The sequence below is a fragment of the Sporosarcina contaminans genome, assembly GCF_042679045.1.
Taxonomy (GTDB): domain Bacteria; phylum Bacillota; class Bacilli; order Bacillales_A; family Planococcaceae; genus Sporosarcina; species Sporosarcina contaminans.
Genome location: NZ_JBHTLT010000095.1, coordinates 1 through 11717 on the forward strand (window position 1 = coordinate 1; position 11717 = coordinate 11717).

The 11717-nt window shown below is 42.3% G+C and carries 13 protein-coding genes, 1 tRNA gene and 1 rRNA gene; 2 read left to right on the plus strand and 13 right to left on the minus strand.

Annotated features, from left to right (window positions below):
* Positions 1-238 precede the first annotated feature (238 nt).
* From ACFQ38_RS12155 to groES, 3 genes are all read right to left on the minus strand, one after another.
* Positions 239-319 carry an RNA-binding protein gene (locus ACFQ38_RS12155; RefSeq protein WP_381481177.1) on the minus strand — a complete coding sequence of 27 codons (81 nt, stop codon included), beginning with the start codon at positions 317-319 and terminating at the stop codon, positions 239-241.
* Between the two features lie 368 nt (positions 320-687).
* Positions 688-2319: a chaperonin GroEL gene (gene groL / locus ACFQ38_RS12160; RefSeq protein WP_336825444.1), complete on the minus strand. Its 1632-nt coding sequence runs from the start codon at positions 2317-2319 to the stop codon at positions 688-690.
* 106 nt (positions 2320-2425) lie between these two features.
* Positions 2426-2710 (minus strand): co-chaperone GroES, encoded by a 285-nt coding sequence (groES, locus tag ACFQ38_RS12165; RefSeq protein ID WP_147059641.1) that lies wholly within the window; start codon positions 2708-2710, stop codon positions 2426-2428.
* Positions 2711-2890: 180 nt separating this feature from the next.
* Between groES and ACFQ38_RS12170 the strand changes: the two genes are divergently transcribed.
* A complete protein-coding gene (locus ACFQ38_RS12170) occupies positions 2891-3625 on the plus strand; it encodes a CPBP family intramembrane glutamic endopeptidase (protein WP_336825440.1) in 735 nt (244 codons plus the stop codon).
* A 39-nt stretch (positions 3626-3664) separates the two neighbouring features.
* Here ACFQ38_RS12170 and ACFQ38_RS12175 read toward each other — a convergent pair whose 3' ends face one another.
* The 4 genes from ACFQ38_RS12175 to ACFQ38_RS12190 form a co-directional block, all read right to left on the minus strand.
* Positions 3665-4285, minus strand: coding sequence for a Yip1 family protein (locus ACFQ38_RS12175; RefSeq protein ID WP_381481165.1), 621 nt, complete (start codon positions 4283-4285; stop codon positions 3665-3667).
* A 126-nt stretch (positions 4286-4411) separates the two neighbouring features.
* Complete coding sequence (gene tatC, locus ACFQ38_RS12180; RefSeq protein WP_336825436.1) at positions 4412-5206, minus strand: twin-arginine translocase subunit TatC; 795 nt, start codon at positions 5204-5206, stop codon at positions 4412-4414.
* Positions 5207-5223: 17 nt separating this feature from the next.
* Positions 5224-5418: a twin-arginine translocase TatA/TatE family subunit gene (gene tatA, locus ACFQ38_RS12185; RefSeq protein ID WP_336825434.1), complete on the minus strand. Its 195-nt coding sequence runs from the start codon at positions 5416-5418 to the stop codon at positions 5224-5226.
* Positions 5419-5486: 68 nt separating this feature from the next.
* Positions 5487-6137 carry a redox-sensing transcriptional repressor Rex gene (locus ACFQ38_RS12190; protein WP_336825432.1) on the minus strand — a complete coding sequence of 217 codons (651 nt, stop codon included), beginning with the start codon at positions 6135-6137 and terminating at the stop codon, positions 5487-5489.
* 272 nt (positions 6138-6409) lie between these two features.
* Between ACFQ38_RS12190 and ACFQ38_RS12195 the strand changes: the two genes are divergently transcribed.
* Positions 6410-8335 (plus strand): ATP-binding cassette domain-containing protein, encoded by a 1926-nt coding sequence (locus ACFQ38_RS12195; protein ID WP_381481168.1) that lies wholly within the window; start codon positions 6410-6412, stop codon positions 8333-8335.
* Positions 8336-8670: 335 nt separating this feature from the next.
* Here the strand turns inward: ACFQ38_RS12195 and tsaD are convergent, their stop codons facing one another.
* The 6 genes from tsaD to rrf all read right to left on the minus strand — a co-directional run.
* A complete protein-coding gene (gene tsaD / locus ACFQ38_RS12200) occupies positions 8671-9690 on the minus strand; it encodes a tRNA (adenosine(37)-N6)-threonylcarbamoyltransferase complex transferase subunit TsaD (RefSeq protein WP_381481171.1) in 1020 nt (339 codons plus the stop codon).
* Positions 9690-10139, minus strand: coding sequence for a ribosomal protein S18-alanine N-acetyltransferase (gene rimI, locus ACFQ38_RS12205; RefSeq protein WP_336825426.1), 450 nt, complete (start codon positions 10137-10139; stop codon positions 9690-9692). Before rimI ends, tsaD begins: the two co-directional genes overlap by 1 nt.
* Positions 10132-10839 (minus strand): tRNA (adenosine(37)-N6)-threonylcarbamoyltransferase complex dimerization subunit type 1 TsaB, encoded by a 708-nt coding sequence (tsaB, locus tag ACFQ38_RS12210; RefSeq protein WP_381481175.1) that lies wholly within the window; start codon positions 10837-10839, stop codon positions 10132-10134. Before tsaB ends, rimI begins: the two co-directional genes overlap by 8 nt.
* On the minus strand, positions 10836-11291 hold the full coding sequence (gene tsaE, locus ACFQ38_RS12215; protein WP_336825446.1) for a tRNA (adenosine(37)-N6)-threonylcarbamoyltransferase complex ATPase subunit type 1 TsaE: 456 nt from the start codon (positions 11289-11291) through the stop codon (positions 10836-10838). The genes tsaB and tsaE overlap by 4 nt, the downstream gene beginning before the upstream one ends.
* A 142-nt stretch (positions 11292-11433) precedes the next feature.
* Positions 11434-11509, minus strand: a tRNA-Asp gene (locus ACFQ38_RS12220).
* 105 nt (positions 11510-11614) lie between these two features.
* A 5S ribosomal RNA gene (gene rrf / locus ACFQ38_RS12225) occupies positions 11615-11717 on the minus strand; the annotation flags it as partial.

The following is an 11717-nucleotide window of genomic DNA, read 5'->3' on the forward strand; positions in this document are numbered from 1 at the left end:
CCACCTGTTCTATTTTAGGGACTTATTGGACAGCCCCATTTAAAATCATATCTGAGGTACTCAGATGAAAGACTATTTTTTTATTGTAGGCTGAGGTCTTTATCCCTCTTCTTCACCTATTGGTAATCAAACAATAAGTTCAACAAGGCCATTCTTATATTTTGCTTGGATTTCTCCTCCTTGTCATCCTGCAATCCCTTTAGAAATTGCGAAGCTTTATCCAGAACCTTCTGCTGCTTTATTTATTTTTATAAAAACGTTCAAATAAGTCTTCCAATTCCTCTTTTGTACATGCTTCGCTTAGATGGCCTATAAATATCGCTTATGTCTTTTAAGCAAAACCTGAATATCCCCGTTATCATTGCTATATTTAATGGCATTCATCAGTAAATTGTCGAACGATTGTACCGTTTGCCCTAAAAACAACGTTAATAAATACAAGCTACTAACACCTCAGAGTCTTATGCATACACATACTTCCCCTCGGTACAGGACGGTCTCAATCTTGATGCATCACGAAATGAAAAAAGATGCCTCCGACAAGATTACAAACTTGTACGGAGACATCCTACAAAGCATCACATTTTAATCTTATCGAAGAAAATGTTGCTTTCCTGTTAGTTTTTCATTAAACAACACGATTGGAGCGTCTGAAACATTGATAAATCAACCTTTTAGTCAGGTTAATTACATCATGCCGCCCATGCCGCCCATATCAGGCATGCCGCCGCCAGCTGCTGGTGGTTCAGGCAAGTCTGCTACGACTGCTTCAGTTGATAGGAACATAGCCGCTACAGAAGCTGCGTTTTGTAGAGCTGAACGAGTTACTTTTGTCGGGTCTACGATACCTGCTTGCATCATGTTGACCCATTCGCCGTTTGCAGCGTTGAAGCCGATGCCGACTTCTTCGCGTTTTAGGCGATCGACAACAATTGAGCCTTCAAGACCAGCGTTTGTTGCGATTTGACGTACCGGCTCTTCCAGTGCACGAAGAACGATTTTCACGCCAGTTGCCACGTCGCCTTCAGTGGACTCAAGCAATGTTTCAACTTTTGTATAAACGTTCACTAATGCTGTACCACCGCCAGATACGATACCTTCTTCAACTGCAGCGCGAGTAGAGTTCAATGCGTCTTCAATGCGAAGTTTACGCTCTTTCAACTCTGTTTCTGTCGCTGCTCCGACTTTGATAACCGCTACGCCGCCAGCCAATTTTGCAAGGCGTTCTTGTAGTTTCTCTTTGTCGAACTCAGAAGTTGTTTCTTCAAGTTGTACGCGGATTTGGCCAACACGCGCATTGATTGCATCTGTATCGCCGTTTCCTTCAACGATTGTCGTATGATCTTTCGTAACAACGACTTTCGCTGCACGTCCAAGTTGTGTAATATCAGTAGATTTCAAATCAAGTCCAAGATCTTCTGTAATGACTTGACCGCCAGTTAAGATGGCAATGTCTTCAAGCATTGCTTTGCGACGATCACCAAATCCAGGAGCTTTAACAGCTACTGCGTTGAATGTACCGCGAAGTTTATTGACAACAAGTGTTGCAAGTGCTTCACCTTCAACGTCTTCTGCGATCATAAGAAGCGGTCTGCTTTGTTGAACGACTTGTTCAAGTACAGGAAGGATTTCTTGGATGTTCGCAATTTTCTTGTCAGTAATTAAGATATAAGGGTTTTCAAGAACCGCTTCCATCTTATCAGTGTCTGTTGCCATGTATGCAGATGCATAACCGCGGTCGAATTGCATACCTTCTACAACATCAAGCTCAGTTGTGAATCCTTTTGATTCTTCGATTGTAATAACGCCGTCGTTGCCAACGCGCTCCATCGCTTCAGCGATCAAGTTGCCGACTTCTTCGTCGCCTGATGAAATTGCAGCAACTTGAGAGATTTCTTGTTTGCTTTCGATTTCATCAGAAATGCCTTTCAATTCTTCAACTGCTGTTACAACCGCTTTTTCAATTCCTTTACGGATACCGACTGGGTTTGCACCAGCTGTTACGTTTTTCAATCCTTCACGGATCATCGCTTGCGCCAATACTGTTGCAGTCGTTGTTCCGTCACCAGCGATTTCGTTCGTTTTGGAAGCAACTTCAGCAACCAATTTCGCACCCATATTTTCGAATGCATCTTCAAGTTCAATTTCTTTTGCGATTGTCACACCATCGTTCGTAATAAGTGGAGAACCGAATTTACGCTCTAAAACAACGTTGCGCCCTTTTGGCCCAAGCGTCACTTTTACAGCGTTCGCAAGTGTATCAACACCACGCAGCATTGCGCCGCGAGCATCTTCATTAAATTTAATTTCTTTAGCCATTTATGAATTCCCTCCTGATTTTTCGTATCTTTCTATGAGCCTTCAAAGATCATCGTAAACTTACATCCAACCTCCACTTACAAAGTAAGGGCATATGCTGAACTATTTATCCGATGATGGCTAAAACGTCGCTTTCACGCAAGATTAAATATTCATTGCCTTCATACTTCACTTCAGTACCAGCATATTTTGAGAAGATAATGCGGTCGCCTTCTTTTACTTCCAAGTCGACACGCTGGCCGTTCTCAAGAACGCGCCCTGTTCCTGCCGCAACGACTTTGCCCTCTTGCGGTTTTTCTTTCGCAGAATCCGGCAGTACGATACCGCTTGATGTCTTTTCTTCCGCTTCGATTAGTTCGATAACGATACGGTCACCTAATGGTTTCAACAAGTGAAACAACCTCCTCGACATGATATCTTCTTTTTTAGCACTCAGTAATCACGAGTGCTAATACATTTCCTATCATAATAAAGTTGTCCAATAATTGCAAGTAAAATACTCGCATCTATTTCTCTTTGCTAAACTTTCTTATAACCGCTAAAATGGACATCATAAGAAAGGACGTTATTAATGAAAAATTGGAAAATCTACATAAGTATCGTCGCCATTTATTTATTGATGCAATTCGGAAGCCTTCCGCTTCGAGACATGTTTATCGGCTATTTCCAAACTAGCGGCATGAGTGAGCTCGATGCGATTATGTATGGCATTGCTTGGGGGCTTTTCATTGCAAACGTAATTGCCGCCCCGATCATGTTTTTCATGACGACACGCAATAAAAAGTTTTGGAACATCTTCAAAAAAGGAAAAAAAGCTTCCTTTGGGAAAACAATATTATGGGGCGTCTTAGGATTTTTACTCGCGATGGCCGGCCAAATGCTCGCTGCTATAATTGAAATGTCTCTTGGCATTATGCCTGGTTCGCAAAACACATCCGATTTAGGAAATATAGCAAAAGTAGCGCCAATTATTATTATTTCCATCGTGATTTTCGCCCCTCTATTAGAAGAACTCGTTTTTAGACGAGTGCTGTTCGGTGGTATTTATACAAAAACGAACTTCTGGATAGCCGCCATTGCCAGCGGTCTTATCTTCGCAGCTGTCCACAACGAATTTGAACATTTGCTCATGTACATGACGCCAGGCCTCATCTTCGCGTTCATTTATTATTACACTCAGCGCATTTGGGCACCGATGATCTCCCATATGCTCATGAACGGCTTTGTGACCATTGCACAATTGAATGCAGACAAATTGGAAGAGATTCAAAAAATGAAGCAAGCAATTATTATTTTCTTCCAATAAAAAACTGCCTTCCAAATACGTGGGAGGCAGTTTTTATTTTTAAAATGAAGAAAAGAGCGAAAAAACAAGGAAAAAGATCAGTATTACTCCTAAAACGACACCAAATGCGAACACAATTGCTAGGACACCTAATCCTCGCCATGCAGAAAAGCCATGAACGAGGCCTATTCCTTTACACGAAATGACCGTTCCATAAATTCCAACGCCAATGGAAATCAAATTCGTTAGAAAATAAATACCAATTGGCAAATTGGTAGGAATTAAGGGATCTGTTGGAGCTTCAAATAGACGACTCCCGTAAACAGCTAACAATAAAAAATTCATAGGAGCGAGCCATATGATCGGAATCGTGCCTGCAGGAACGATACGTGCCATATCGCTAAACGTGCCAGTTCCCCCAAGCCATTTCCCAATCCATGTATAGAGTACAGACAAGAGCCACCATCCTAATAACGCACCGATATAGTTTGACGAGAACGCTAGTAAGACAATCGCAAGTAGCGGCAAACCATCGAACAAACCAGTTGATGCTGAGACGAAAAAACCACTACCAATTGTCCCCAAGAAAAAGATGAAAAATCCATAGCGAGCCGTCTTTTCCTTAAGCATATATCGAAGTGTATCCGTCGGCCGACTCCAAATGGAAATTAAAGGATTCATGCATTTCCCCTCTCTTTGTTCAAACTATGCCCCAATGAACATCTATATCTATTATACAGAACTTTCCTACTTTATTACACGATAAAAAAACCGCCCTTGAAGGTAGCTTCAAAAGCGGACTTCATTTTATTTATTTAGTTTACTCATCACTTCATCAATTTGCCGTTGTTGCTCGGCTTTCACTTCTTCTAACTTACGCTTCTTCTCCGCCTTCAAATATTTTCGATAACCAACCTTACTTATCAAAATACTAATTTCGTATAGGATGAACAATGGTACCGTCACTAATAGATGTGACATAATGTCTGGCGGCGTAATGAATGCCGCAATGACGAACAGGCCAAAATAGGAATACTTCCGGAATTTCGCTAACAATTTCGGATCCAATATGCCTAATCGAGATAAAAACAAGAGAACGATCGGCAGCTGGAATACGATACCGAACGGGATTAAAATTTGGAATAGAAATGTGAAGTATTCATTAATGCCGATCGTCTGTTGAATGTCCAAATCCGCAGATAGGTTCATCATGAAATTCATCGCAAACGGCAGAAGAACAAAATATGAAAATGCTATTCCTCCGATAAAAAGAAGAAATGCATAAGGTATATAGCTGAGCGTCGCTCGCCTTTCCGTCTCATGTAAGCCCGGCGAGACAAAAGACCAAAATTGATACATAATGACTGGCGAAATCAATACAATCGCCAAGAAAACGATTACTTTTAAGTAAATTACAATTGGATCAACGACAGTAAATGCGTGAAAATCGACATTTCCCGCTCGATCCTGTAAAAAATGAATAATCGGCTTGGCCAAAAAGAAGCTGCCAATTACCGCAATAACAAAGAAAACGACGATAACTATCAGCCGTTTTCTAATTTCATCTATATGCTCAATGACGGTTAAATTTTTTTCTTTCATCGGACAGACATCCTTACTTATTGCACGTCGTTTTTCTTGTCTTCAATCTTTTGCGCCTTTTCATCATCATCCGATGCGAGGCCTTTAGTTGCATTTTTAAATTCACGCAATGAAGAGCCGACTGCTTTTCCAATTTCGGGCAACTTCTTAGGTCCAAAAATGAGTAATGCAATTATTGCAATTAAAATTAAACTCGTTACACCTGGAGCCATTTCGGACACCTCCCTCATAATATGTCTATTCTACACGAAAAATGCTTGTATTACTATTGACAGCAGCATTATAATTGTGAATCTTTTACGTCATTTTTAATGAAATAAATTAATGCCTGCAATTCAATAGATAAATCGATCGTATGCACACGCATCGAATCGGGAACGGAAAGGCGAACCGGGGTAAAATTGAGAATTCCTTTCACACCGATCTTCTCCAATCTATCCGCAATTTCTTGTGCCACCCGAGCAGGAACTGTCAAAATAACAATGTCGATTCCCATCTCCATAATCTTTTCTTCAATTAAATCCGGATGAAAGACCGGGATATTGCTAACGGTCGTTCCAGTTTCAGGCGCTTTCGGGTCGAATGCAACAACAATTCGAGTGTTATGGTTCTTTTGGAAATTATATTTTAGAAAAGCATTTCCTAAACTTCCTACTCCGATTAGGGCGACATCCGTTTCTTCATCTTGATCAAGTGCTTGGCGGAAAAAATGGAGAAGGTCCATTACATCGTAGCCGTAGCCTTTCCTGCCTAACGCACCGAAATGGGAAAAGTCGCGGCGAATGGTAGCCGCATCAATTTTCATCGCTTCGCTCAACTCGCTGGATGATATGCGTTTTTTCCCGGCATTCGCGAAGTTCTGAAGGAACCGATAATATAATGGAAGGCGCTTAGATGTAGCCTGTGGAATTTTTGATGTTACCTCTGCCATTTTGTACCTCCTTGGCATGCATCGTAAAGTGCTTTCTCCGGTCACCGGAAAAGTATCTCGACAGGGCAATGGCACCCCACCTTTAAATTTGGGGACGTCTGCTGAGTCGAGCTTAAAATACGTGAAAATGGCATAGAGCCCTTCATTCGCATGAATGGTATTGAATAAAGGTAGGCCGTTTCCATCGTACAGCAGTTCACACTTTCTGTAAAGCCGCCCCGTTGCACCGATCTCTACATTCGATTACACTAAATAAGAATAGAGGTGCGATCATGATCATTTTACAAGTGAATGGACTTACGAAGTCCTTTTCTGGAACAAATATATTAGAAAACGTCCGTCTTGAAGTGCAGCACAGAGACCGTGTCGCGCTTGTCGGTCGCAACGGTGCAGGTAAATCCACACTCCTTAAAATTATAGCTGGCGAAATGTCAGCCGACAGCGGAGATTTAATATTGCCGAAAGGTGTGCGCATTGGATATTTGGAGCAACATGCAGGAATCGATTCCACGCTTACTGTTTGGGAAGAGATGCTCACTGTCTTTAAACCTTTATTGGAGCTTGAAAATAGACTACGTGCGTTAGAATTGCAAATGTCCGATCCTGCTGTATATGAAGATGAGGAAGAATATCATCGGGTCATGAAAGAATACGACGCACTCCAAATTGAATTCAAAGATTCTGGCGGCTACCAATATGAATCTGATATGCGATCCGTATTGCATGGAATGCGTTTCTACCAAGAAGATTACGATAAACAAGTCAATCTTCTTTCCGGCGGGCAAAAAACTCGTTTAGCTCTCGCTAAAATGTTATTGAGCAAGCCTGATCTTTTAATTTTGGATGAGCCTACTAACCATTTGGACATTGAAACATTAGGATGGCTTGAGAAATACCTATTGTCGTATGAAGGCGCTATTTTAATCGTATCCCATGACCGATACTTTTTAGATCAAGTCGTGACGATTGTCTATGAAGTATCACGCAAAAAAGTGACGAAGTATAGTGGCAACTATAGCGCTTATCTATATGAAAAAGCGAAGAACTATGAACGGGACAAAAAGCTATACGAACGGGAAACTTCTGAAAAAGCGAAGTTAGAAGAGTTTATTCAAAAAAACATTGCACGCGCCTCCACTTCCAAAATGGCGAAAAGCCGCCGGAAGCTTTTGGAGCGAACGGAATGGATGGATGCTCCGGAAGGCAATGAAAAATCCGCTTCCTTCGCCTTCACAATTGAACGTCCAAGCGGCAACGATGTACTAACATTAGATGACGTATCAGTCGGCTATGAGGAGCCTGTCTCCCAACATATCAAGCTGCATGCCTATAAAGCCGATCGGATTGCGATCATTGGACCGAACGGTATCGGTAAATCTACGTTGCTAAAGACGATTGTTGGCAAACAAAAACCATTGGCAGGTTCCATCCGATACGGTACGAACGTCCAGTTTGGTTACTACGATCAAAATCAGGCTACCATTATCGGAAACGGCACTGTGCTCAATGAGCTTTGGGATGAATGGCCGATGATGAATGAAAAAGATATTCGCTCCATATTGGGCAGATTCCTTTTCACAGGAGAGGATGTTGAAAAGCCTGTTACTACACTTTCAGGTGGAGAAAAGGCGAGACTATCCCTTGCAAAGCTGATGCTGCAAAAAGCGAATACACTCGTATTGGACGAACCAACGAACCACTTAGATTTGGATAGCAAAGAAGTGCTTGAAAATGCATTGGATGATTTCCCAGGCACCATTCTTTTCGTTTCGCATGACCGGTATTTCATTAACCGACTCGCGACAAAAGTGATCGATGTCGGTCCAGAAGGCGTCACCGAATACCTTGGCGACTATGATTATTTCATTGAAAAGAAAACGGAACTGAACGAACTATTGGAAGAACAAAATGCGGTTCAAAGAAAATCTGCGGAGCCGGTAAAACGGCAGGAAGAAAATCGTGAATTGCAAAGACAGGAAAGACGACTGACGAGAGCAATTGCCGATGCTGAAAAGAAAATGGAAGAGTTGGACGAAAAGATCGCTTCGCTGCAAGAAGAACTACTGAATCCACATTATGCAGATGATCACGTCAAACTAATGGAACTGCAGGAACAAATCGATCATTATCAGGCTGAGCATGACCTGCTTGGCGATGAATGGCTTTCCTATCAAGAGGAATTGGAAAACTTACAATAAATTAGAGCTGTCGAAATGAGCATCACATTTCGGCAGCTTTCTTACTTTTTTGATGAAAATAGTGTGTTCATTCTCCACATTCTTATCCACAAAGCAAATCACGGTATAATAGGATATAAACTACTTATGAACATTATCCACATAAATATCATTTTTTACCCACAAAGTTATCCAAAAACGAATGGACTATTAGACAAAAAATCATTAGTTATAAACAACTTATCCACAAATGTGAATAAGTACGGACGTTCCCTCTTGACAAATGCGTTTACCTTTGACGTTTGAAATGAAAAAAGAACCGCCAAAATTCGACGATTCTTTCTGCTTCCATTGTTTTATTTCCAAGAGGAAAGTGGCATTCCAGGCCTGCCATTCATCGACAATGTGCCTCGCTCACCTTCCAAATACATCATCGTGCCTGCAGCCGCAATCATCGCCGCATTGTCCGTACAAAGCGCAATCGGCGGCACGTAAAACGGAATGTTTTTCTCTTTAAACGTTTTTTCTAATGAATTTCTCAGACCTTTATTTGCAGCGACACCGCCCGCAGCAATCACTTGTTTTACTTTAAACTCCTCCGCTGCTCTTACCGTCTTTTCAGTCAAAACGTCAACGACGCTTTGCTGAAATCCAGCAGCGATTGCCTGATCATTAACCGTGCCTCCACGCTGCTCCACATTATGCTTGTAATTGATAACCGCGGACTTTAAGCCACTAAAGCTGAAGTCATAAGAGTCCGGTTCCAACCATGCACGCGGGAACTCAACTGCTTCATCGCTTTCCTGCGCCAATCGATCGATTTGTGGCCCACCCGGATACGGCAAGCCTAATACACGGGCAACTTTGTCATACGCTTCCCCGGCAGCATCGTCTCTCGTCTCACCGATCAATTCAAACGATCCATGATCATTCATTAATACAAGCTCTGTATGCCCGCCTGACACGATTAACGCAAGTAATGGAAATTCCATCGGCTGCATAAGCTGGTTCGCATAAATATGACCAGCAATATGGTGAACACCTATGATCGGCAGCTTGTTGGCAAACGCAAAAGCTTTCGCCGCGTTAATGCCGATCAACAGCGCCCCTACAAGTCCAGGTCCTTCCGTTACAGCTACTGCATCCAAATCAGAAGGTGATAGTTTCGCTTCGTGTAAAGCCTCTTCAATAACGAACGTAATTTGCTCAACATGGTGCCTGGACGCAATTTCCGGCACGACACCGCCAAAACGCTGCTGGCTTTTGATTTGAGAAGCAACGACATTCGAGACGATAGTTTGTCCATTTTTCACAACAGATGCCGCTGTTTCATCACAGCTCGTTTCAATCCCTAAAATATACACGTCTTTTTCCATCATAATTCCACCCACATGACGAGCGCATCTTCATGGTCGTCCGTATAATAGTTTTTTCGAATCCCGCCGTCTTGAAATCCTAATTTCCGATATAAATTTTTCGCAGGATCATTACTCACTCGCACTTCAAGCGTCATTAATTTAACGTCATTCGCTTCACACAATTCAATCGCCTTACGCATAAGCGCCTCTCCGATTCCATATCCTCTTAAAGACTTGCGCACAGCAACATTCGTAATATGACACTCATCCAGTACAACCCACATGCCACAATGACCGACAACCGTATCCCCATCGACCGCAACAATATAATGCGCGTAATCATTACTCGTCATCTCATGCTCAAAAATCTCTTCTGTCCAAGGAGTCGGGAAAGCCTCTTTTTCAATCTCCACAACAGCTGGAATATCTTCAACCGTCATTTTTCGATATACAATCGTCTTACTCACTGTCTTGTTCCTTCCGTTGCTGTTTTAACCAATTCGCTTCCGCTTCCGCAATTCGGCGATATTCAGGTGTGAAGGCATGAACCGAACTCTCCGGATCCACCTTTTCCGCTATTGCAATCAACTTTGATGCCCTCGGAAGCTGATCAGTATACGGAGCAATCGTCACGTTTTCACACTTTTCAACAATCGCTTGCTCATGCAAACCAACATCTTTTCCTATGAATAAAACCGGACGTTTCAAATCAACAACTGCCTGTAAAACATCATTCATTGAATAATGACCATCATCCAGTAAAGAAAGCAGCTGTCCATCCTTATACTCGTAAATCGCACTATATACATTGCCTCTTCTTGCATCTACTACAGGGCATAGCACACCATTAAAATACAACCCGTTCGCACATAACACTTGTAAACTTGGAACACCAACAAGCGGCTTCTTCAACGTCCATGCTAATGTTTTGGCGATTGTCACGCCAATTCGCACGCCTGTATACGAACCTGGACCTTCTGAAACCGCAATTGCATCAATCTCATCAGGCTCCAATTTTACACGCTTAAATAAATCCTCAATCTCTGGCATTGCCTGCAAGGAATGGTTAACAGCCACCGATGTATTCACTTCTGAAAGCAATATTCCATCCTTTACAATCGCAATCGACAATGGCGTATTCGCCGTGTCAATCCCTAACCAAATCATAACGTCATCGCCTCACAAATTCTTTCAAAACGCTCGCCTTTTGGAACAAATACCATCTTCCGAGACGTTTCTCCGCTATATATAATCCGGATTTCCATATACTCTTCCGGCAAATTTTCTTCAATTAAATGTGCCCATTCCACAACGGAAATTGCATCTCCATAAAAAATCTCATCCCAGCCTATATCCTCATCACTGTCAGCAAGACGGTACACATCCAAATGATTAAAAGGATACTGTTCTCCTTCGTATTGCTTAAGGATCGTAAACGTTGGGCTATTCACATTCCTTTTAACACCCAATCCTTTGGCAAGCGCTTTCGTAAAAGTCGTCTTACCCGCTCCAAGATCACCTTCCAATAAAACGACATCCGGCGGCGTAAGCAAAGCTGCTAACCGCTCAGCAACAATCTCTGTCTCCTGCTGTGAATGTACCTCAATTTCTTTCCGCATATCCATTTCCTTTCATCGCAGCTTTGCTTAAGTGTACCGAAATTACACTCTTAGGGAAAGCCTTTTGTATACTTCAATTACACTTATATTATAAAACAAAAAACCGATTCTTAGAAAGAATCGGTTGACATGTAAAATTAAATGGCGGTCCCGACCGGGATCGAACCGGCGATCTCCTGCGTGACAGGCAGGCATGTTAACCGCTACACCACGGGACCAAAATTATGTATACTTCTCGACAAAGAATATAAGGTTCATTAACTGCATTTTCTTTAATAGTGATCAATTCTAACCAAAGAATCTATGTCGAAAAGATATGGGTTGCCTGGCGACGTCTTACTCTCACAGGGGGAAGCCCCCCACTACCATCAGCGCTGAAGAGCTTAACTTCCGTGTTCGGGATGGGAACGGGTGTGACCTCTTCGC

Excerpts from the sequence above, each read along its gene's own strand:
- groL (WP_336825444.1), bottom strand. The coding sequence starts at position 2,319 with ATGGCTAAAGAAATTAAATTTAATGAAGATGCTCGCGGCGCAATGCTG.
- ACFQ38_RS12170 (WP_336825440.1), top strand. The coding sequence starts at position 2,891 with ATGAAAAATTGGAAAATCTACATAAGTATCGTCGCCATTTATTTATTG.
- ACFQ38_RS12175 (WP_381481165.1), bottom strand. The coding sequence starts at position 4,285 with ATGAATCCTTTAATTTCCATTTGGAGTCGGCCGACGGATACACTTCGA.
- tatC (WP_336825436.1), bottom strand. The coding sequence starts at position 5,206 with ATGAAAGAAAAAAATTTAACCGTCATTGAGCATATAGATGAAATTAGA.
- tatA (WP_336825434.1), bottom strand. The coding sequence starts at position 5,418 with ATGGCTCCAGGTGTAACGAGTTTAATTTTAATTGCAATAATTGCATTA.
- ACFQ38_RS12190 (WP_336825432.1), bottom strand. The coding sequence starts at position 6,137 with ATGGCAGAGGTAACATCAAAAATTCCACAGGCTACATCTAAGCGCCTT.
- ACFQ38_RS12195 (WP_381481168.1), top strand. The coding sequence starts at position 6,410 with ATGATCATTTTACAAGTGAATGGACTTACGAAGTCCTTTTCTGGAACA.
- tsaD (WP_381481171.1), bottom strand. The coding sequence starts at position 9,690 with ATGGAAAAAGACGTGTATATTTTAGGGATTGAAACGAGCTGTGATGAA.
- tsaB (WP_381481175.1), bottom strand. The coding sequence starts at position 10,839 with ATGATTTGGTTAGGGATTGACACGGCGAATACGCCATTGTCGATTGCG.
- tsaE (WP_336825446.1), bottom strand. The coding sequence starts at position 11,291 with ATGCGGAAAGAAATTGAGGTACATTCACAGCAGGAGACAGAGATTGTT.